This window comes from Microbacterium pollutisoli (assembly GCF_053586795.1).
The window spans coordinates 366,189-387,033 of sequence record NZ_JBNYWT010000001.1 but is presented as its reverse complement, the minus strand read 5'-3'; the positions used below and the strand labels follow the sequence as shown (position 1 = coordinate 387,033).

Annotated in this window: 17 protein-coding genes; 10 read left to right on the top strand and 7 right to left on the bottom strand. The window is 70.5% G+C overall.

What is annotated here, in order from left to right:
• Nucleotides 1-10 precede the first annotated feature (10 nt).
• The gene (locus tag ACQ143_RS01870) at nt 11-232 is read right to left on the bottom strand and encodes a DUF7455 domain-containing protein (protein ID WP_449569023.1); all 222 of its coding nucleotides are present in this window, start codon (nt 230-232) and stop codon (nt 11-13) included.
• Between the two features lie 214 nt (nt 233-446).
• On the opposite strand from ACQ143_RS01870, the gene ACQ143_RS01865 reads away from it, so the two are divergent.
• A complete protein-coding gene (locus ACQ143_RS01865) occupies nt 447-2,525 on the top strand; it encodes a DNA gyrase/topoisomerase IV subunit B (RefSeq protein WP_449569022.1) in 2,079 nt (692 codons plus the stop codon).
• Between the two features lie 317 nt (nt 2,526-2,842).
• Here the strand turns inward: ACQ143_RS01865 and ACQ143_RS01860 are convergent, their stop codons facing one another.
• Nucleotides 2,843-4,012, bottom strand: a complete 1,170-nt coding sequence (locus ACQ143_RS01860; RefSeq protein ID WP_449569021.1) for a sensor histidine kinase — start codon at nt 4,010-4,012, stop codon at nt 2,843-2,845.
• Nucleotides 4,013-4,237: 225 nt separating this feature from the next.
• Between ACQ143_RS01860 and ACQ143_RS01855 the strand changes: the two genes are divergently transcribed.
• A complete protein-coding gene (locus tag ACQ143_RS01855) occupies nt 4,238-4,900 on the top strand; it encodes a response regulator (protein ID WP_449569020.1) in 663 nt (220 codons plus the stop codon).
• Nucleotides 4,901-4,925: 25 nt separating this feature from the next.
• Here ACQ143_RS01855 and ACQ143_RS01850 read toward each other — a convergent pair whose 3' ends face one another.
• A complete protein-coding gene (locus tag ACQ143_RS01850; protein WP_449569019.1) occupies nt 4,926-7,376 on the bottom strand; it encodes a DNA gyrase/topoisomerase IV subunit A in 2,451 nt (816 codons plus the stop codon).
• A 64-nt stretch (nt 7,377-7,440) separates the two neighbouring features.
• On the opposite strand from ACQ143_RS01850, the gene ACQ143_RS01845 reads away from it, so the two are divergent.
• Entirely contained in the window at nt 7,441-8,580 is a 1,140-nt protein-coding gene (locus tag ACQ143_RS01845; RefSeq protein ID WP_449569018.1) for an alkaline phosphatase family protein, read from the top strand.
• A 7-nt stretch (nt 8,581-8,587) separates the two neighbouring features.
• Here ACQ143_RS01845 and sepH read toward each other — a convergent pair whose 3' ends face one another.
• Nucleotides 8,588-9,619 (bottom strand): septation protein SepH, encoded by a 1,032-nt coding sequence (sepH, locus tag ACQ143_RS01840; protein WP_449569017.1) that lies wholly within the window; start codon nt 9,617-9,619, stop codon nt 8,588-8,590.
• 218 nt (nt 9,620-9,837) lie between these two features.
• Between sepH and ACQ143_RS01835 the strand changes: the two genes are divergently transcribed.
• The gene (locus tag ACQ143_RS01835) at nt 9,838-10,128 is read left to right on the top strand and encodes a DUF4193 domain-containing protein (protein ID WP_449569016.1); all 291 of its coding nucleotides are present in this window, start codon (nt 9,838-9,840) and stop codon (nt 10,126-10,128) included.
• A 4-nt stretch (nt 10,129-10,132) separates the two neighbouring features.
• On the opposite strand, the gene ACQ143_RS01830 is transcribed toward ACQ143_RS01835, so the two are convergent.
• Nucleotides 10,133-10,621 (bottom strand): DUF3093 domain-containing protein, encoded by a 489-nt coding sequence (locus ACQ143_RS01830; RefSeq protein WP_449569015.1) that lies wholly within the window; start codon nt 10,619-10,621, stop codon nt 10,133-10,135.
• Nucleotides 10,622-10,624: 3 nt separating this feature from the next.
• On the opposite strand from ACQ143_RS01830, the gene dut reads away from it, so the two are divergent.
• The 6 genes from dut to pepN all read left to right on the top strand — a co-directional run bounded on the left by dut (nt 10,625) and on the right by pepN (nt 20,030).
• Complete coding sequence (gene dut / locus ACQ143_RS01825) at nt 10,625-11,074, top strand: dUTP diphosphatase (RefSeq protein ID WP_449569014.1); 450 nt, start codon at nt 10,625-10,627, stop codon at nt 11,072-11,074.
• The gene (locus ACQ143_RS01820; protein ID WP_449569013.1) at nt 11,071-11,655 is read left to right on the top strand and encodes a DUF3710 domain-containing protein; all 585 of its coding nucleotides are present in this window, start codon (nt 11,071-11,073) and stop codon (nt 11,653-11,655) included. Before dut ends, ACQ143_RS01820 begins: the two co-directional genes overlap by 4 nt.
• On the top strand, nt 11,652-12,446 hold the full coding sequence (locus tag ACQ143_RS01815) for a DUF3159 domain-containing protein (RefSeq protein ID WP_449569012.1): 795 nt from the start codon (nt 11,652-11,654) through the stop codon (nt 12,444-12,446). The genes ACQ143_RS01820 and ACQ143_RS01815 overlap by 4 nt, the downstream gene beginning before the upstream one ends.
• 134 nt (nt 12,447-12,580) lie before the next feature.
• Nucleotides 12,581-15,415: an aconitate hydratase AcnA gene (gene acnA, locus ACQ143_RS01810; RefSeq protein ID WP_449569011.1), complete on the top strand. Its 2,835-nt coding sequence runs from the start codon at nt 12,581-12,583 to the stop codon at nt 15,413-15,415.
• Nucleotides 15,416-15,522: 107 nt separating this feature from the next.
• Entirely contained in the window at nt 15,523-17,487 is a 1,965-nt protein-coding gene (dxs, locus tag ACQ143_RS01805) for a 1-deoxy-D-xylulose-5-phosphate synthase (RefSeq protein ID WP_449569010.1), read from the top strand.
• A 20-nt stretch (nt 17,488-17,507) separates the two neighbouring features.
• Nucleotides 17,508-20,030: an aminopeptidase N gene (pepN, locus tag ACQ143_RS01800; RefSeq protein ID WP_449569009.1), complete on the top strand. Its 2,523-nt coding sequence runs from the start codon at nt 17,508-17,510 to the stop codon at nt 20,028-20,030.
• Nucleotides 20,031-20,046: 16 nt separating this feature from the next.
• On the opposite strand, the gene ACQ143_RS01795 is transcribed toward pepN, so the two are convergent.
• Both ACQ143_RS01795 and ACQ143_RS01790 read right to left on the bottom strand, forming a co-directional pair.
• A complete protein-coding gene (locus tag ACQ143_RS01795; RefSeq protein WP_449569008.1) occupies nt 20,047-20,595 on the bottom strand; it encodes a hypothetical protein in 549 nt (182 codons plus the stop codon).
• Nucleotides 20,592-20,792 carry a hypothetical protein gene (locus ACQ143_RS01790; protein WP_449569007.1) on the bottom strand — a complete coding sequence of 67 codons (201 nt, stop codon included), beginning with the start codon at nt 20,790-20,792 and terminating at the stop codon, nt 20,592-20,594. The genes ACQ143_RS01795 and ACQ143_RS01790 overlap by 4 nt, the downstream gene beginning before the upstream one ends.
• Between the last annotated feature and the right edge of the window lie 53 nt (nt 20,793-20,845).

Sequence of the window (20,845 nt, the reverse complement as noted above, 5' to 3'; positions counted from 1 at the left end):
GCCGCGCCGCTCAGACGGATTCGAGCAGGCGCGCCGTCTCGTCGTGCCAGGTCGTGGCGACCTCGCGCAGCTTCTCTTCGTACTTGTGGCCGTGGTGGGCGCAGAACAGCAGCTCGCTGCCGTTGACCTCGGCGGCGATGTAGGCCTGCGCGCCGCAGGCGTCGCAACGGTCCGCGGCCGTCAGGCGGTACTCGAGGACGGTGCCGGGCTCGGTGGTGGTCGACGTGCTCATGCTCGGTCCTCCTTGTACGTATCGAACGGTTCGCTCCGACCGCTCAGTGATCATCACGGTCATGAAATACAACCACGCCCATCGGGGAATCATGCCCTTGAGGCGGGGCATTTCGCTGTGCGCGTACCCGCCGCCCGGCCCGCGGGTCTCTGGTAGACCGCAGCGTGTGTGTCCTCCGCCCTACGCCCCGGGGCGGCGGATACGCTGGAGGATTGTGACCGCCGAGTACTCCGCCCATCATCTGCAGGTCCTCGAGGGGCTCGAGGCCGTTCGCAAGCGGCCCGGCATGTACATCGGCTCCACCGACTCCCGCGGGCTCATGCACTGCCTGTGGGAGATCATCGACAACGCTGTCGACGAGGCGCTGGGCGGCCACGGCGACCGCATCGAAGTGGTGCTGCACGCGGACGGCAGCGTCGAGGTGCGCGACCGCGCCCGCGGCATCCCGATCGACGTCGAGCCGCGCACCGGGCTGACCGGTGTCGAGGTCGTGTTCACCAAGCTGCACGCCGGTGGCAAGTTCGGCGGCGGCTCCTATGCCGCCTCCGGCGGCCTGCACGGGGTGGGCGCCTCGGTCGTGAACGCGCTGTCCGAGCGCCTCGACGTGGAGGTCGACCGCGGCGGCAAGACGTACGCGATGTCGTTCCACCGCGGCGAACCCGGCGTCTTCTCCGGGCCGAGCCCCGACGCCGACTTCACCCCCTTCGAGAAGTCGTCCGAGCTGCGCGTGGTCGGCAAGGTCGCCAAGGGCGTCACCGGATCACGCATCCGCTACTGGGCCGACCGGCAGATCTTCACGAAGGATGCCGGGTTCCATCTCGACGAGCTGATCCAGCGCGCCCGTCAGACCGCGTTCCTCGTGCCGGGACTCGAGATCGTCATCATCGACGAGCGCGCCGGCAGCGAGGCGGAGCGCGTCGAGACGAGCTACCGGTTCGACGGCGGCATCTCCGAGTTCGCCGAGTTCCTCGCGCCGGATGCCGCGGTGACGAGCGTGTGGCGCCTCACCGGCACCGGCACGTTCACCGAGACGGTGCCGGTGCTGCAGCCGGGCGGCGCTATGGTCCCCACCGACGTGGAGCGCACCTGCGAGGTCGACATCGCGGTGCGCTGGGGGACCGGCTACGAGACGGTCACCCGGTCGTTCGCGAACATCATCGCCACGCCCAAGGGCGGCACGCATCAGCAGGGCTTCGAGGCCGGTCTCATCAAGGTGCTGCGCACCCAGGTCGACCAGAACGCGCGGCGGCTGAAGGTCGGCACCGACAAGCTCGAGAAGGACGACGTGTTGGCAGGCCTGTCGGCGGTGCTGACCGTGCGTCTGCCCGAGCCGCAGTTCGAGGGTCAGACCAAGGAGGTGCTCGGCACCCCTGCCGTCCGACAGATCGTGCAGAGCATCGTCACGAAGGAGCTGACGGCCCGGTTCACCTCGACCAAGCGCGAGGACAAGGCCCAGACGGCGCAGCTGCTGGAGAAGGTCGTCTCGGAGATGAAGGCGCGCATCTCGGCGCGCACGCACAAAGAGACCCAGCGCCGCAAGAACGCGCTCGAGTCGTCGTCGCTGCCGGTGAAGCTCGCCGACTGCCGCACGCAGGACGTCTCACAGTCGGAGCTGTTCATCGTGGAGGGCGACTCCGCGCTGGGCACGGCCAAGCACGCGCGCAACAGCGAGTTCCAGGCGCTGCTGCCCATCCGCGGCAAGATCCTCAATGTGCAGAAGGCCTCGATCAGCGACATGCTCTCCAACGCGGAGTGCGCGGCGATCATCCAGACCGTCGGGGCGGGCTCCGGACGCACGTTCGACCTCGATGCGGCCCGCTACGGCAAGATCATCCTGATGAGCGACGCCGACGTCGACGGCGCGCACATCCGCACCCTGCTGCTGACGCTGTTCTTCCGATACATGCGCCCGCTCATCGAAGCCGGCCGCGTGTATGCGGCGGTGCCCCCGCTGCATCGCGTCGTGGTGATCAACCCCGGCTCGAAGCCGAACGAGACCATCTACACCTACAGCGAGAAGGAGCTGCACGCGCTGCTGGCGAAGATCCAGAAGTCGGGCCGACGCTGGCAGGAGCCGGTGCAGCGCTACAAGGGCCTGGGGGAGATGGACGCCGACCAGCTCGCCGAGACGACGATGGACCGCGCCGGACGCCTGCTGCGTCGGGTGCGCGTGGAGGATGCGGAAGGCGCCGCCCGCGTGTTCGAACTGCTCATGGGCAGCGACGTCGCGCCGCGACGGGATTTCATCGTGTCGTCGGCGGACAGCCTCAACCGCGAGGCGATCGACGCCTGAGGATCACGGCCGGGCCGGCGGAGTTCGATCTCGGCGGCCGTGGACCGGCCCGGCGACCGTGGGGCCCGGGACCGATCTTGGGGGAATCGATCCCGGGCATCGCCGCGGGCGTCACGCCTGCGATGCTCTGGGCGACGATCGCGTGCACGCTCTCGTCCCCGATGTGCACCAGGACTCGCATGGCGTTCGCACACAAGCGACCAGCGTTGGGGGGCTACTGGTCTGCCGGCTCCTGCCAGCCTAGGTAGCTGCGGGACGACACACTGTGAACCTTCGGTCACCCCGATTGCGACTTTCGTCTACATTCTCGGCCGGGATCAGTCGGACAGGGGGAGCGATGCGGTGACCGTCCACCCCTCGGGGCGGCGCTCCGCCGCGAACGTCCCCCCGAACAGCCGGAACCGCTCGCGCAGACGCATGATGCCGTAGCCGGAGGACGGCAGGCCCGCCGTGTGTGCCGGGGGCGAGTCGTCCGAGAACACCAGATGCGCCCAGCCGTGCTCGACGGTGAGCGAGATGCGCACGTTGCGGGCGCCGGTGGCGTGCTTGAGCACATTGGTGGCGCTCTCGCGGATGACGCGGATCAGCGCGAGCAGCGACGCGTTGGGCAGGCGCAGCCGGTTCGGGACGGAGACGTGCACCTCGATGCCCGCGGCCTTCAATTCGCCGGCCACATCCTCGAGCGCCGTGTCGAGGGATTCAGGTGCCGGGACGTTCTCCGGCGCGGGGTTCTCCTCGCCGCGGACCATGCCCAGGACACGGCGCAGATCGGTCAGCGCCTGCACCGCGGACTCTCGGATGGCCGTCTGCGACTGCCGGCGCGCCCCGGAGTCGTCGGTGCGTTCCAGCACCGCCGCGTGCAGCGCGACGATTGTGATCTCGTGCGCGACGATGTCGTGCAGCTCGTCTGCGATCAGTTCACGTTCGTGCCGCAGCTGTTCGGCCACGATCCGCTCGTTCTCCTCCAGCTGCGCGGACAGCTCGCGCCACCGGCTGTGCTGCTGCCGGATGGTGAAGCCGATCAGCATGCTGACCACGCCGAGCACGCCCACGATGATCGCGCCGACGGGCTCCAGGATCCCCTGCGGCAGCACGACTTCGACCACCACCCACGCGGCGGTCACGGCCGCCGACAGCGCCGTGAGGGCGAGACTGCAGGTGGCGGCGACGATCCCCAGGATGAGGGCCGCGGCGATCACGTAGTCGCCGGCGACACCGGAAGCGGCGCCAAGGACCGCAACGGCCATGAGCGCGACGGCGGCCACCGGGGGCCGCCACGCGAACAGCGCCGTGGCGATGATGATCGCGGTGCCCACGATCGCGCGCAGCAGCGGCGTCTCGGTGGAGCCGGTCGCGCGCACCAGCGAGTCGACGATGAGCACGACGGCGACGAGGACCAGCAGCACCCGACGGGTGCGCACGCGCAGGGGCTGGTACGCCCACAGCGGCGCGCGGAGCAGATCGGACAGCCGACGTCGAGGGGTCACCACCTGATTATGGCGTGATTGTCCTGTGCCCGCCGATCAGCGGAAGATGCCGATCATCTGACCGAAGATGTAGAAGATACTCATGCGATTCACCTCCCGCAATGTCTCGAATCGATTCTTCAAACCGACGTTGCGCGCCGCGACCGACTCACGACTACATCCGTTGCGACTTTCGTCGAGACCGCACGGCGCGGGAGGACGCCGGCCTCTCCGTAAGATGACCATGTGACTGATGCGATTCGGGTGATTGTCGTCGACGACGAGTCGCTTGTCCGGGCGGCGCTGCGGGTGTTCTTCGAGTCCGCCGAAGGGTTCGAGGTCGTCGGGGAGGCCCAAGACGGGGCGGATGCGATCTCACTGGTGCGCGCCGTGCGCCCCGATGTGGTGCTCATGGACGTGCAGATGCCCACGATGGACGGCATCGAGGCCACCGAGCGACTGACCCGCGAGTTCCCGGGGATTAAGATCATCGCGCTGACCACGTTCTCCACCGAACGTGTCGTGGTGCCGATGCTCAGCGCCGGCGCGTCGGGGTTCCTGGTCAAGGACACTGCGCCGGACCGCATCGTCGATTCCGCGCGGCTCGCGTACGAGGGCGGATACGTCCTCTCGCCGCGCGTCGCGCAGGCCCTGGTCGGCTCGGTGCAGAACAGCCAGCCGCCCGCGCCCCGGGAGCTCAGCCGCGAGGAGGCGCTCACCGAACGGGAGATGCAGGTGGTCGTGCTGCTGGCCCGCGGGATGTCGAACGCGGAGATCGCCGCGGAGATGTTCGTGTCGGAGGCGACCGTGAAGTCCCACCTCGGACGCATCACGACCAAATGGGGCGTCCGTGATCGCATCCAGGTGCTGATCCGGGCCGCTCAGCTGCGCCTGGTCAGCATCGACTGATCCGGGGCCACGCTGCGCCGGACGCTCAGGAGACGGCGGTGCCCACGGCGCTGATCGCCGCGTCGAGGGTCTGACCGGACGCGTCGCGCTTGGCCCCGGCTTCGGGCAGCGCCCGCACCGCGCCGTCGGCGGCGACGGCACGCGGCTCGACACCCACCCACGCCACCAGGAGCGTGTCCTCGCCCTTCAGGAACCGCTGGGCGCGCACCCCACCGGTCGCGCGTCCCTTGGCGGGGAACTCCGACAGCGCCGACACCTTGCCCGATCCCGCGTCGGTGCCGGCCAGGGCGGTGCTGGACCCGGCGATGGTGACGACCATGGCATCCTCGGTCGCCGTCAGTGCGGTGAAGGCGACGACCCGCTCCCCGTCGGCGACGCGGACGCCCGCCATGCCACCCGCCGCGCGGCCCTGGGGACGCACGGCACCGGCGCCGAACCGCAGCAGCTGGGCATCGCTGGTGACGAAGACCAGTTCGCTGTCATCGGGGGCCGCGGCGGCACCGACGACGCTGTCACCGGGCTTGAGCGAGATGATCTCGACGTCGGTCTTGCCCGGCGCCAGCTCGGTCGCGGCCACGCGCTTGACCACGCCCTGCCGCGTTCCCAGCGCGACCACGGGCTGGTCGACGAGAGGCACGATCGCCACGACGTGCTCACCTGCGGCCAGCGCCAGGTACTGGTCGGCCTTGGTGCCCGCGGCGAGCTGCACGGAGTTGCCCGGCACGGCGGGCAGGTCGACGGGGGAGAAGCGGATGAGCCGGCCGGCGCTGGTCACCGCACCGATCTCGCCCCGGGCCGTGGTGTCGACGACGGACCGGATCGCGTCGTGCTTCGAACGGCGTGCCGGGGGCACGATGCCCCCGCCGGCCGCGTCGAGCTGTGCGCGCACCATGCGCCCGGTCGCCGACAGGAACACCCGGCACGGCTCGTCGGCGATCTGCAGGTCGACCGGGGCGGCCGCACGGGAGCGCGTCGTGACGGGTCCCCCGTCCAGCAGGAGGGTGCGGCGGGGGGTTCCGAAGGTCTCGGCGGCCGCGTCGAGTTCCCGCGCGACCTGCGCCCGCAGGAGCGCGTCGTCACGCAGCAGCGCCTCCAGCTGGGCGATCTCGGCCTTCAGCTGGTCACGCTCGGCCTCCAGCTCGATGCGGGAGAACTTCGTGAGCCGGCGCAGGCGCAGCTCGAGGATGTACTCGGCCTGCGGCTGGGAGAGATCGAACACGCTCATCAGGCGGGTGCGGGCCTGGTCGCCGTCATCCGACGCGCGGATGACCTGGATGACCTCGTCGATGTCGAGGATCGCGATCAGCAGACCCTCCACGAGGTGGAGGCGCTCCTGCCGGCGGTTGAGCCGGTGGCGGCTGCGCCGGGTGACCACCTGGAGACGGTGGTCGAGGTAGACGCGCAGCAGGTCCTTCAGGCCGAGCGTCTGCGGCTGGCCGTTGACGAGGGCGACGTTGTTGATGCCGAACGAGTCCTCGAGCGGGGTCAGCCGGTACAGCTGCTGCAGCACGGCGTTCGGGTCGAAGCCGGTCTTGATGCCGATGACCAGCCGCAGCCCGTGGTTGCGGTCGGTCAGGTCGGTCACGTCGGAGATACCGGTCAGCTTCTTGGCGCCGACGGCATCCTTGATCTTCTCGATCACCCGCTCGACGCCGACCATGTACGGCAGCTCGGTGACGACGATGCCGGTGCGGCGCGGTCCGAGCGACTCGATGGATGTCTTGGCCCGGGTGCGGAAGGTACCGCGCCCGGTCGCGTACGCCTCTTTGATCCCGTCCAGGCTCACGATGATGCCGCCGCCGGGAAGGTCCGGGCCGGGCACGAACTCCATGAGCTCTTCCAGCGTCGCCTCGGGATGCTCGAGCAGGTGCACGGCCGCGGAGACCACTTCGATGAGATTGTGCGGCGCCATGTTGGTCGCCATCCCCACCGCGATGCCGGTGGTGCCGTTGACCAGCAGGTTCGGGAACGCGGCCGGCAGCACCTCCGGCTGCTGGAACTGCCCGTCGTAGTTCGGGACGAAGTCGACGACGTCCTCGTCGAGGTTCTCGGTGAGGGCCAGCGCGGCCGGTGCCAGCCGGGCCTCGGTGTAGCGGGCCGCCGCCGGGCCGTCGTCGAGCGAACCGAAGTTGCCGTGCCCGTCGACCAGCGGCACGCGCAGCGCGAAGCCCTGCGCCAGGCGCACGAGTGCGTCGTAGATGGCCGAATCACCGTGCGGGTGCAGCTTCCCCATCACCTCGCCGACGACGCGGGCGCTCTTGACGTGCCCGCGGTCGGGGCGCAGCCCCATCTCGGCCATCTGGAACAGGATGCGCCGCTGCACCGGCTTGAGCCCGTCGCGCGCATCGGGGAGTGCGCGCGAGTAGATCACGGAGTACGCGTACTCGAGGAAGGAGTCCTGCATCTCCGAGGACAGGTCGACGTCCTCGATTCGGCCGTGGTCTGCGGGGGCGGATTCGGTGCGCGAAGCTGCCATGGATCTGCGGGGTCCTCCGGGTGACGGGAAGGGGCCGTCCGCGCCGTGTGCGAGACTGGCCCCGATGCCTCTCAGCCTACCCGCGGACCCGCCGACAGCCCGGAGCCTCACCGCGGTTCTGCCGCAGGTCCTGGCCGCGCTGCAGGCCCGGGGCGAGTGGTTCGCGCCGGCCCGGTCGGCGATCGTGGTGGTCGTGGACGGCCTGGGCCGCGGCAACCTGACGGCCCGGTCCGGTCACGCCCGGTTCCTCACGTCGCGGATGATGAAGAAGGATGCCGCGCGCTCGGTGTTCCCGGCGACGACGGCGACCGCCCTGACGAGCCTGTTCACCGGCGCACCGGCGGGCACCCACGGCATCGTGGGGTATCGCGTGCGGGTGCCCGGCACCGATGTCGCGCCCAACCAGCTCACCGGATGGGAGACCGACGGCCTGGACCCGCTGGCCTGGCAGCGCGCGCAGCCCCTCTTCGAACGTGAGGCGGCCGCGGGCCGGCCGTGCGTCGTCGTGTCGAAGGCGCGGTATGTGCACACCGGCTTCACCCGGGCGCTGCAACGCGGGGCGAGCTTCCTCCCCGGGGAGAGCATCGACGACCGCGTCGAGCGGGCCGTGGAGGCGGCGACCGCCGCTGCCGGGACGCTGGTCTACCTGTACATCCCCGAACTCGACACGATCGGCCACGCGTCGGGGTGGGAGAGCGCCGCCTGGACGGCGGCACTCGAGCATGTCGACACGGCGATGCGGCGGCTGGCGTCCGCCGTCCCCACCGACGTCGGAGTGCTCGTCACCGCCGACCACGGGATGGTGGACGTGCCGCCCCACCGGCATGTCCTCCTGGCCGACGGCGACCCACTGCTGGACGGTGTGGACCTCGTCGCCGGCGAACCGCGGATGCTGCATCTGTACGCACAGCCCGGACGCGCCGACGCCGTTCTGGCCCGTTGGCGCGAGGCCGAGGGCGCCCGCTCCTGGGTCATGTCGCGGGACGAGGCCGTCGCCGCAGGCCTGTTCGGCCCGGCCGTCGCCACCGAGGTGCTGCCGCGGATCGGGGACCTCCTGGTGGCGGCGCGCGCCGGCATCGCGTACTACGACGACCGTCTCACCGACAAGAAGCCGCAGAAGATGGTCGGGCAGCACGGGTCGCTCACCGACCAGGAGCGGATCGTGCCGCTGATCCGCCTGGGCGCCTTCGACGCCGTGGCCTGACCGGCTGTCAGGCGCCGCCGTCTTCGGTGCGGGCACCGAAGACGATCTCGTCCCAGGACGGCATCGACGTACGGCCCTTGCGGCGACCGCCGTCCGAGGCGTTGCCGTCGTCGGCCGGCGTCGGCTCGGCCGGACGCGTCTCGGGCTCGGGTGTGAGCTCGTCGAATCCGGGTTCGAGCGCGTCGAACAGTGCGACGGGGGAGGCGGGTGCACCGGCCTCGTCGGCGGGCATCGGCTCGCGCTGCCCGCGACGGCGGCGCAGCGCCTCGAGCAGGTCGGCCGTCTCCGCGGAGGTCACGCCCTGGTCGGGTGCCCGCTTGATGGCCGCCTCCTGCACGGCGGCCGAACTCGGCTGCCGGGGTTCGACGGACTCGGGCTCCGGCTCGGGCGCGCGGCGCGGGCCGAAGGCGGCGCTGTCGAACCGCGAGGTGTCTTTGATGCCGGACGTGTCCAAGGCGCGCAGGCGGGGGATCAGACCCTCGGGGAGGGAGCCCTGCCGCGACAGCTGCACGGCGTCGGCGTTCTGCGGCGAGAGCGTCGAGCGGCGCGGGTCGAAGCCCCAGCGGGCGTCGTGGTCGACCTCGTTCGCCGTGAACTCGAGCTTCACGATCCAGCCCGACTCCTCGCGCCAGCTGGTCCACCGCTCACCGGAGGCGCCGGCTTCGGCGAGCTTGGCACGCACGGCGGTGCCGAAGGTCGGCTGCGCATCGGGGTCGAGTTCGCCGCCCATGAGCACCGGAACGGCCAGCGCCTGGCCGACGACGTGTTCCCGCTCGGCAAGCACGGGGCCTTCGAACCGGGCGACGTCGTCGACGCGCAGGCCCAGCAGCTCGGCGACCTCTTCGGTCGACATGCCGGCACGGATGTGGGCCTGGATCTCCCGCGGGTTGGGCCGGGCCGCGCGCGGCTCCGCCTCGCGCTGCAGGCGACGCAGGTGCGCGCGCAGCGCATCGTCCGCGGGCAGCGTGAACCTGTCGCCGGACTCCGTGGCGAGAACGAGGACGCCCTCTTCGGTGCCGATGACTTTGAGCTGTTCCATGCGAAACACCCTCCCGATCCTGCGTGTGCGCCCATGGTGTCACAGGCGTCCGACGGCCGAGGGAATATCGTGGGCGCGCCGCGAGTTTCACGGCATGCACCCTCCGATGGCGCCGACGCGCACGACGGCATTTGCGAAAACCCGACCGTTCGTGCAAACTATCGCCGCCCCATCGGGTCCCCGCACGCAGCCCCTCCTGGAAGTAGAGACGTTCGAGCATGGCCACGGATTACGACGCACCCCGCAAGACCGAGGACGACAGCGAGTCGATCGAGGCCCTCAAGGAGCGGGTTCCGGACAAGCTGTCCGGCTCGGTGGATGCCGAGGACGCGGACAACCCGAGCGGCTTCGAGCTGCCCGGCGCCGACCTGTCGGACCTGGAGCTGGACGTCGTCGTGCTGCCGCCCCAGGAGGACGAGTTCACCTGCATGGAGTGCTTCCTCGTGAAGCACCGCACCCAGATCGACCACGAGGTCGCCGGCGGCTACGTCTGCACCGAGTGCTCCTGAGCGATCAGCGCGGGTGCTGAGCCCGCGCGATCATCGCCACCACGCGATCGGGCGTCCGTGATGAGAACACCCATTCGGTGACCGGGTCGTCGGGATCGGTGACGGTGACCCGCACGACCCCGTCGATCCCGCCGCGCAGCCGGTGCCAGGCCGTCCGCGCCAGTTCCGGACCCCGGGCGGCGCGCGCCGCATCCCCGGTCAGGGCGACGGCGTCACCCAGCTCGGTGACGGGGATGTGTGCGCGCCCCACGCGCAGCACCCCGTCCGCCACCGACACGACGGGCGCGGACGCGATCAGGGCGGACACGATCAGCGCACCGGCCACCAGCCCGACCGCCAGCGCGAGGGTCGCATCGAGCGGAGCGAACACGAGCGCGATCATCGGCGCGGCCACCGCCGCGCTGACGAACACCCACAACGACGGGCTGAGACGTTCACGGTAGCCGGATACCGTGGGGCGAGTGCCGGCGGCGTTGTTGTGCATTAGCCTCATGGGGTGATTCAAACCGTGGACGTTCCCATTATCGCCGAGCACGTGCCGGCGTACGCCCACCCCGGTGACGCCGGCGCCGATCTGGTCTCCACGGAGGCCGTGCGCCTCGAGCCCGGCCAGCGCGCGCTCATCGGAACGGGTGTGCGCATCGCGCTGCCCGACGGATACGTCGCGTTCGTGGTGCCCCGCAGCGGCCTGGCCACCAAGCACGGCATCACGATCGTGAACAGCCCCGGCACCGTCGACGCGGGGTACCGCGGCGAGCTGAAGGTGACCCTGTTGAACACCGACACCGAGGCCGCGTTCGAGATCGCCCCCGGCGACCGCATCGCCCAGGTGATCGTGATGCCCGTGTCGCGGGCGAACTTCATCCCGGTGACGGAACTGCCCGACTCCGTCCGCGGCGAAGGCGGCTTCGGTTCCACCGGCTACCAGTCAGGAGGTGCCTCGTGAGTGATGTCCCGAGCAAGAGCGCGCCGGCAGATCGCGCGTCCAACGGTCCCTTCGACGAGTCCGAGGCCAACCCGGTCCGGCCCTACATCGACCTCGGCGGCATCAAGATCCTGCCGCGCGAGGGGCTGAACCTGCGCCTGGAGGTCGAGGAGCAGACCAAGCGCATCGTCGCCGTCGGCCTGGACTACGCCGGATCGACGCTGCAGGTGCAGCCGTTCGCCGCTCCGCGCTCCACCGGACTGTGGGACGAGACCCGCGAGCAGATCCGTCAGCAGGTGCGTCAGCAGGGCGGCCGCGTCGAGGAGCGGGAGGGCCCGCTCGGCCCCGAGCTGCTCGCGGAGGTGCCGGTCGCGGCCAACCAGGACGGCGCCACCGGCAAGCGCCTGGCGCGCTTCGTCGGCGTCGACGGACCGCGCTGGTTCCTGCGCGGCGTCATCGGCGGGGCTGCCACCGGCGACGTCGCCGCCGCCGAGCAGGTCGAGGACCTGTTCCGCTCGATCGTGGTCGTCCGCGGCGGCACACCGATGCCCCCGCGCGACCTCATCCCGCTGAAGATGCCGGCCTCGCCCGGGGCGGCATGACCGACGAATCCGGCCGCACTCCGGCATCCCGCCCTTCTCACGGGGACGACCGGCGCACCCCCGAGGACGGCACCGAGCAACCGACGGCCTCCGAACTGGTGAGCCAGGCGTTCGGGCAGGCGGCGCTGCGCGCCGGGCTCGACCCCGCGTCGCAGGCGACCACCGGCCACGTCGTGTGGCGGGCGATGGGCGGCTGGCGCGGCGTGCTCGAGTCGGTGCTCCCGGGCCTCGTGTTCATCGTGGTGTTCACCCTCACGATCGACCGGGACACCGGCCAGGGCGACCTGTGGCTCTCGCTCGGGCTGTCGGTGGGATTGGCCGCGGTGTTCAGCATCGTGCGGCTGGTCCAGCGCTCCACCCTCACCGCCGCGCTCGGCGGACTGATCGCCACCGGCGCCGCAGCCGCCCTGGCCCTGTGGACCGGGCGCGGGCAAGACAACTTCGTCCCCGGCCTGATCACCAACGCGGTGTACGGCACGGCCTTCCTGGTGTCGGCGCTCATCGGCTGGTCGATCATCGGTCTGATCGCCGGGTTCCTCATGAACGACAGCACCGGGTGGCGCGCCGACCCGCGCAAGCGACGGACGTTCTTCTGGCTCGCGATCGCCTGGGCCGGGCTGTTCTATCTGCGGCTGGCCGTGCAGCTGCCCTTCTACTTCGCCGGCGACGTGACCACGCTGGGAACCCTGAAGCTCATCATGGGTCTGCCGCTGTTCGCCCCGCTCGTCGCGGTGACGTGGCTGGCGGCACGCGCCGTGTACGCCAAGCCCGCCGTCCCGCCCGCCGCGTGATAGATTTATCTCGACATCAAGATAAATTCCGACTCCGTCTGTTAGGCCGACCTCACTGGCAGAGTGTGGCGCAGACGGGGAAGATGGAGACGTGGGGCCTGTGCCCGCGCGTCCGCCGATGAAGGAGAACAGCCGTGTCCACTGTTGACAGCTTCGGAGCCAAGAGCAACCTGAAAGTCGGCGACACCGACTATGAGATCTTCCGGATCGACACCGTCCCCGGGTACGAGAAGCTGCCCTTCAGCCTGAAGGTGCTGCTGGAGAACCTGCTGCGCACCGAAGACGGCGCGAACGTCACCAAGGCGCAGATCGAGGCGCTGGGCAACTGGGACCCGGACGCCGAGCCCGACACCGAGATCCAGTTCACGCCGACCCGCGTCGTGATGCAGGACTTCACCGGCGTGCCCTGCATCGTCGACCTCGCCACGATGCGCGAGGCCGTCACGGCCCTGGGCGGCGACCCGAACAAGATCAACCCGCTGGCGCCGGCCGAGTTGGTCATCGACCACTCGGTGATCGCCGACCTGTTCGGCACCGAGAACGCCCTCGAGCGCAACGTCGAGATCGAGTACGAGCGCAACGGGGAGCGGTACCAGTTCCTGCGCTGGGGCCAGACCGCGTTCGACGACTTCAAGGTCGTCCCGCCGGGCACCGGCATCGTGCACCAGGTCAACATCGAGCACCTCGCCAAGGTCGTCTATGACCGCACGGTCGACGGCGTGCTGCGTGCCTACCCCGACACGTGTGTGGGCACCGACTCGCACACCACGATGGTCAACGGCCTGGGCGTGCTCGGCTGGGGCGTCGGCGGCATCGAAGCCGAGGCGGCCATGCTCGGCCAGCCTGTGTCGATGCTCATCCCGCGCGTGGTCGGCTTCAAGCTCATCGGCGACATCCCCGCCGGCGTCACCGCGACCGACGTCGTGCTGACCATCACGGACATGCTGCGCCAGCACGGCGTGGTCGGGAAGTTCGTCGAGTTCTACGGCGCCGGTGTCGCTTCGGTGCCGCTGGCCAACCGCGCCACCATCGGCAACATGAGCCCGGAGTTCGGCTCGACGGCCGCCATGTTCCCGATCGACGACGTCACCCTCGACTACCTGCGCCTGACCGGGCGTGACGAGAGCGTCGTGTCGCTGGTCGAGGCGTACGCCAAGGAGCAGTCGCTCTGGCACGACCCGAGCCGCGAGCCCAGCTACAGCGAGTACATGGAGCTCGACCTGTCCACGGTCGTCCCCTCGATCGCCGGTCCGAAGCGTCCGCAGGACCGCATCCTCCTGTCCGAGGCAAAGCAGCAGTTCGAGTCCGACATCCTCAACTACGCGACGCCGTCGACGTCCACCGACATCGTCGACCTCGAGTCCAAGCACTCGTTCCCCGCATCCGACCCCGGCGCCGTGCCGGGTGAGGAGGAGTCGGAGACCCGCGAGGTGCACATCAACTCCGGGGCGCCGGCGTCGGTATCCAAGCCGATCAAGATCACGCCGCCGAACGGTTCGCCGTACATCCTCGACAACGGCGCGGTCACCCTCGCGGCGATCACCTCGTGCACCAACACGTCCAACCCGTCGGTGATGATCGCGGCGGGCCTGCTGGCGCGCAAGGCGCGCGAGAAGGGCCTGAAGCAGAAGCCGTGGGTGAAGACCACCCTGGGCCCCGGCTCGAAGGTCGTCACCGACTACTACGAGAAGTCCGGCCTCGACAAGGACCTCGAGAGCCTCGGCTTCTACACCGTGGGCTACGGCTGCACGATCTGCATCGGTAACTCGGGCCCGCTCATCGAAGAGGTCTCGGCCGCCGTCAACGATCACGACCTGGCCGTCACCGCGGTGCTCTCGGGCAACCGCAACTTCGAGGGCCGGATCAGCCCCGACGTGAAGATGAACTACCTGGCCTCCCCGCCGCTGGTGGTCGCCTACGCTCTGGCCGGCTCGATGCACTTCGACTTCGAGACCGACCCGCTCGGCACCGACACCGAGGGCAACGACGTGTTCCTGAAGGACATCTGGCCCGCTCCCGAAGAGGTGCAGGAGGTCATCGACTCGTCGATCTCGCGTGAGCAGTTCATCAAGCAGTACGCGACCGTCTTCGACGGCGACGACCGCTGGCGCAACCTGCCCACCCCGACCGGCCCGACGTTCGAGTGGGAGCCCGACTCGACCTACGTCCGCAAGGCGCCGTACTTCGACGGCATGACGATGGAGCTGACGCCGGTCGCCGACATCACCGGCGCCCGCGTGATGGCGACCCTCGGTGACTCGGTCACGACCGACCACATCAGCCCGGCGGGCAACATCAAGGCCGGCACGCCTGCGGCCCAGTACCTCACCGAGCACGGCGTGGCCCAGAAGGACTTCAACTCGTACGGCTCGCGCCGTGGCAACCACGAGGTGATGATCCGCGGCACGTTCGCCAACATCCGTCTGAAGAACGAGATCGTGGCCGCCGTCAACGACGGCCAGGTCGTCGAGGGCGGCTACACCCGCGACTTCACGCAGCCCGGCGGCCCGCAGTCGTACATCTACGACGCGTGCCAGAACTATGCGGCGCAGGGCACCCCGCTGGTGGTGTTCGGCGGCAAGGAGTACGGCTCGGGATCCTCCCGTGACTGGGCCGCCAAGGGCACCAGCCTGCTGGGTGTGAAGGCCGTCATCACCGAGAGCTTCGAGCGCATCCACCGGTCGAACCTCATCGGCATGGGCGTCGTGCCGCTGCAGTTCCCGGCCGGCGAGAGCTGGAAGTCGCTGGGCCTGGACGGCACCGAGATCGTATCGATCACGGGCCTGGAGCAGCTGAACGAGGGCGTCACCCCGAAGACGGTGAAGGTCACCGCGGCCCCCAGCGAGTTCTCGCCCGAGGGCAAGGAGACGGTCACGTTCGACGCGGTCGTGCGCATCGACACCCCCGGTGAGGCCGACTACTACCGCAACGGCGGCATCCTGCAGTACGTGCTGCGTTCGCTCGTCTGACGCGACGTCCGAAGGGCCCGGGATCTTCAGGTCCCCGGGCCCTTCGGCGTGTCCGCGGTCGGTGTCGTCACAGCCGCGGCCGGGGGTCACCACGTAGACTCGAGCGCATGAGTCTGCTCGAGAAGATCCACGGTCCGCGCGACCTCGACGGTCTCTCCGCGGACCAGCTGACCCAGCTCGCGGACGAGATCCGTGCGTTCCTCATCCAGAACGTCGCCCGCACCGGCGGTCACCTCGGGCCGAACCTCGGCGTGATCGAGCTCACCATCGCCCTGCACCGGGTGTTCGACTCGCCCAACGACCCGATCGTGTTCGACACCGGGCACCAGTCGTACGTGCACAAGCTGCTCACCGGCCGACAGGACTTCTCGAACCTCCGCTCCCGCGGGGGACTGGCCGGCTACCCGCAGCGGTCGGAGAGCCCGCACGACGTCGTGGAGTCCTCGCACGCGTCGAGTTCGCTCAGCTGGGCCGACGGCATCTCCCGCGCCTTCACCCGCACCGGGCGCAAGGACCGCCACGTCGTGGCCGTCGTCGGCGACGGCGCCCTCACCGGCGGCATGACGTGGGAGGCGCTCAACAACATCTCCGACGACAACGACCGCAATCTGATCATCGTCGTCAACGACAACGGCCGCTCGTACGCTCCCACGATCGGCGGCATGGCCCGCTATCTCAACCGCGTGCGCACGACCGAGGGCTATGAGAACCTGCGCCGCGGCTCGGACTCGTTCTTCCGCATCTTCGGGGCGCCCGGCCGGGCCCTGTACCGGGGCGTCCGGGGCGGCACGCGCGGCTTCCTGTCGCGCTTCACGAACAACGTCGCGCTGTACTCCAACCTCGACATCAAGTACCTCGGCCCCATCGACGGCCACGACCTGGAAGCGCTCGAGGAGACGCTGACGCTGGCGAAGTCGTACGGTGCGCCGGTGATCGTGCACGCGATCACCGAGAAGGGCCACCACTACGAGCCGGCCCGCAACGACGAGGCCGACCAGTTCCACGCCGTCGGCAAGATCGACCCGGCCACCGGCGCCCCCCTCGGCGGTTCCGGCGCCACCGGCTGGACGGATGTGTTCGCACAGAGCCTGCTGGAGGCCGGGGAACGGCGCGAAGACATCGTGGCCATCACCGCCGCCATGCTGCGTCCCACCGGCCTGCAGCCGTTCGCGCAGCGCTTCCCCGACCGCGTGCACGACGTCGGCATCGCCGAGCAGCACGCCGTCGCCTCGGCGGCCGGCCTCGCCTTCGGCGGGCTGCACCCCGTCGTCGCCATCTACGCTACGTTCATGAACCGTGCGTTCGACCAGGTGCTCATGGATGTCGCGCTGCACCGCGCCGGGGTCACTTTCGTGCTCGACCGCGCCGGCGTCACCGGCCCCGACGGTCCCAGCCACCACGGCGTGTGGGACCTGGCCATGCTGCAGGCCGTCCCCGGCATCCGCATCGCCGTGCCCCGCGACCGGGACCGGCTGCGCGAGGAGTTCGACGAGGCGATCGCCGTGGAGGACGCGCCGACGGTCATCCGGTTCCCGAAGGGCACCGTCTCACCGGATCTGCCCGCGGTCGAGCGTCTGCCGGACGGGGTCGACGTCCTGTTCCGCGACGGCGGTGAGGACGTGTTGCTGGTGGGCATCGGCCCGATGGCGCACCTCGCCGTGGATGTGGCCGGGCGCCTGCAGGCGCAGGGGATCGGCGCCACCGTCGTCGACCCGCGCTGGGTCGTCCCGGTGCAGCCGTCGGTGGTCGAGCTGGCCGCGCGCCACCGGCTGGTCATCACGATCGAGGACGGCATCCGCGTGGGCGGGATCGGCACCCGCGTGCGCCAGGTGCTGCGCGAAGCCGGGGTCGACACGGCGGTGGACGAACTGGGCGTGCCCGACGAGTTCATCGCGCACGCCTCGCGCGAGGAGATCCTCGCCGACGCCGGGCTCACCGCACCCAAGATCGCGCACGACGTGGTCTCGCAGGTGCTGGGCACCCGCATCCCGGTCGCCCGCCGGCCGCACGCCGACACCGACGCGCTGTGGCTGCCCACGCCCACCGAGTCGGCCCGCGACGACCACTCCTGATGACGTGACAGCATGGACGGGTGACCCCTGCCGATCTGTCCCGCTCCGCCAACCTCAGCCGTGAGGAGACGGCCGCCCGCGCGGCCGCGATCCGTGTCGACACGATCGAGGTGGACCTCGATCTGCGCGCGGCCCGCGACCTCGACGAGACCACCTTCGCGACCGTCACGACGCTGACGTTCACCGCCGAGACCGAGGCGACCTGGGTCGACTTCATCGGCGCGGCCGTCGACGAGGTGATCGTCAACGGCGCCGCCCGCGACGTGCGCTGGGACGGTGCGCGCATCGAACTGACCGGCCTGGCCGCACACAATGTGGTGACCGTACGCGCCCGGGGTGTGTACAGCCGTTCGGGCGAGGGACTGCACCGCTTCGCCGACCCGGTCGACGGCGAGGTCTACCTGTACACGCAGTACGAACCGGCCGACTGCCGACGCGTGTACGCATGCTTCGAGCAGCCCGATCTGAAGGCGCGCTGGCGGTTCACGGTGTCCGCCCCCGCCGGGTGGACCGTGCTCGCCAACGGCGCCGAGACGGCCCGTGCGCAGGTGGATGCCGGCATCCGCCACACCTTCGCCGAGACGCTGCCGCTGTCGAGCTACATCACCGCCGTCGCCGCCGGCCCGTACCACCGCGTGGAGGGCCGGTGGGAGCACGGTGACCAGACGGTGGAGCTGGGGGTGCTGTGCCGCGCGTCGCTGGCCCCGCACCTGGATCACGAGGAGATCCTGGACGTCACCCGGCGCGGCCTGACCTTTTTCAGCGAGGCCTTCGCGTACCCGTACCCGTGGGGCAAGTACGACCAGATCTTCGTGCCCGAGTACAACCTCGGGGCGATGGAGAACCCGGGGCTGGTCACGTTCACCGAGGCGTACGTGTTCCGCGGCGCGGCGACGGCCGCGCAGCACGAAGCGCGCGCGAACACAATTCTGCACGAGATGGCGCACATGTGGTTCGGCGACCTGACGACGATGCGGTGGTGGGACGACCTGTGGCTGAAGGAGTCGTTCGCCGACTACATGGGGGCGCATGCGGCGGCCGCGGCGGGTGGGTTCCCGGACGCCTGGGTGACCTTCGCCAGCCGCCGGAAGGGCTGGGCGTACGAGCAGGATCAGCTGCCGACCACGCACCCGATCGTCGCCGACATCGTCGATCTCGAAGCCGCGAAGCTCAACTTCGACGGCATCACCTACGCGAAGGGCGCGTCGGTGCTCAAGCAGCTCGTCGCCTTCGTGGGCGAGGAGGCGTTCTTCCGCGGCGCGCAACGGTACTTCGCCGAGCACGCGTTCGGCAGCACGACCCTGCCGGACCTGCTCGCAGCGCTCGAGGCGGCATCGGGTCGGGATCTTCGCACGTGGGCCGCGGCCTGGCTGCAGACCACCGGCGTGTCGGAGATCCGCGTCGAACGCTCCGAGACGCTCGAGGTCGTACAGACCGAGCCCCGGCCGCACCGTCTGAGCGTCGGGTTCTACGCCTTCGAGGGCGACCAGCTGACCCCTCGCGGCGACATCGACCTCGACGCCGTCGCCGCGCGCACTCCGATCACGGCGCCGGTGATCCCTGCCGCAGACCTCATCGTCCCGAACGTCGACGACCGCACCTACGCGAAGGTGCGACTGGATGAGCGGTCGATGGATGCCGCGGCGCGGGGCCTGTCCACGATCGACGCGCCGCTGGTGCGCTCGGTGGTGTGGGCGGCGCTGTGGAACGCGGTGCGCGACGGCCTGCTGCCGACCACGCGCTACCTGGAGATCGTGACCCGCCACGCGCCGGCGGAGACCAACGTGGCGCTGCTGGCCGATGCGCTGGCCCACGCCGGCTTCGCCGTCGCTCACTACGCGGTGGCGGCCGACCGCGCCGGCCTCGCCGCCGAATGGCTCACGACCACATGGGACGCCCTGCATGCGGCCGCGCCGGGCAGCGATGCGCAGCTGGTGTGGGCACGCGCCGTGGGGGCGGCTGCGGCCGTCAGCGACGGGCGTGCCGACGCCCTGCGCGCCATGCTGAGCGGCGCCGCCGCCACGCCGGAGGGGCTGGCGCTCGATCCCGAGCTGCGGTGGTCGTGGCTCATCGCACTGTCGGCCACCGGGCACGCGACGCCGGCGGACCTGGACGCGGAGCTGGCCACGGATCCGACGGCCAAGGGGCGCGTGTCGCACCGCACCGCCCTGGCGGCACGGCCCGACGCCGCCGTGCGCGCGGAGGCGTGGCAGGCGGCGTGGGAGGACCGGTCACTCACCAATGACGAGCTCGACGCCACGATCGCCGGCATCCGCGCCGGGCACCGGCGCGACCTGATCGCCGCCGTCGACGACGACTACTTCGCGCGCATCGGCGAGGTGTGGACCGCGCGCAGCATCGAGATCGCGCGACGGCTCGTGCGGGGGCTGTTCCCGGCATCCGACACCCTGGCACCCGCCGACGCCTGGCTGGCCGCCCACGCCGATGCTCCGGCATCCCTGCGCCGCATCGTCATCGAACAGCGGGACGGGCTGTACCGCGATCTGCGGGTGCGCGCCGCGCAGCCGCCGGCCGCACGCTGACACGTCGGGCCTCGGCTCACCGGTCCGTCTCGGGGGTACCGTTCTCCTGCGGTGCCTGCGCCCGCTCGACGAGGGCATCCTCGACCTGCGCGTCGGGGTCGCCGCGTTCCTGCGGCACGTCCGGCCGCAGCACGTCCCGCGCGCCCCGGCGCCAGCCGAGGGTGACCGCCGCGGCGGCTGCGGTGGTGTTCACGACATACACGACCGCGGCGGACGGGTCGAGGGGCAGCCGTCCGGCCAGGGTGAGGAAGAAGAGCGCGGTCACGACCACGCCGACACCGGCGCCGAACACCGCGAAGGCGGCCAGGTGTCGGCCGATCCGGTCGGTGCGGCGCAGCGCGCGCCCCAGCCACCAGGCAGGCGCGGCGAACACGACGAGCCCGACCGTCGCCCACCCGAGCACGTAGATCGCCGCGACGACCCCGCCGGAGGGCAGGTAGATGATCATCCACGCCGCGATGTCCAGGCCCAGGAACCACAGCCATGCCGAGACGGCGCCGCGGAGGAACTCGCCGCGCGTGAACGCCATCGGCTCGGCAGCGCTGCGCACGGCGGGCTCGCTCACGACCGCACCTCCGCCACGATGTCGAGCAGTTCGCGTACGGGTCGACGTAGACGCTGTGCGATGTCCCCCGGCAGGCCGTGACGGGCACCGGAGACGGCGCGCGAGAACAGCGCCTCGGTGAGGTCCCGCGCGGGCGCGGAGTCGGCCGAGAGCGGGTTCACCGCCGACCCGGGGGCCAGGGCCGCGGCGATGAGCATGTTCGGAACGTACCATGAACTGAACGCGTTCAGATTCCTGCGTGTGCATGGGA

Coding starts and splice junctions, on each gene's coding strand:
- ACQ143_RS01870 (WP_449569023.1), bottom strand. CDS start 232: ATGAGCACGTCGACCACCACCGAGCCCGGCACCGTCCTCGAGTACCGC.
- ACQ143_RS01850 (WP_449569019.1), bottom strand. CDS start 7,376: ATGGCAGCTTCGCGCACCGAATCCGCCCCCGCAGACCACGGCCGAATC.
- ACQ143_RS01845 (WP_449569018.1), top strand. CDS start 7,441: ATGCCTCTCAGCCTACCCGCGGACCCGCCGACAGCCCGGAGCCTCACC.
- sepH (WP_449569017.1), bottom strand. CDS start 9,619: ATGGAACAGCTCAAAGTCATCGGCACCGAAGAGGGCGTCCTCGTTCTC.
- ACQ143_RS01835 (WP_449569016.1), top strand. CDS start 9,838: ATGGCCACGGATTACGACGCACCCCGCAAGACCGAGGACGACAGCGAG.
- ACQ143_RS01830 (WP_449569015.1), bottom strand. CDS start 10,621: ATGAGGCTAATGCACAACAACGCCGCCGGCACTCGCCCCACGGTATCC.
- ACQ143_RS01815 (WP_449569012.1), top strand. CDS start 11,652: ATGACCGACGAATCCGGCCGCACTCCGGCATCCCGCCCTTCTCACGGG.
- dxs (WP_449569010.1), top strand. CDS start 15,523: ATGAGTCTGCTCGAGAAGATCCACGGTCCGCGCGACCTCGACGGTCTC.
- ACQ143_RS01790 (WP_449569007.1), bottom strand. CDS start 20,792: ATGCTCATCGCCGCGGCCCTGGCCCCCGGGTCGGCGGTGAACCCGCTC.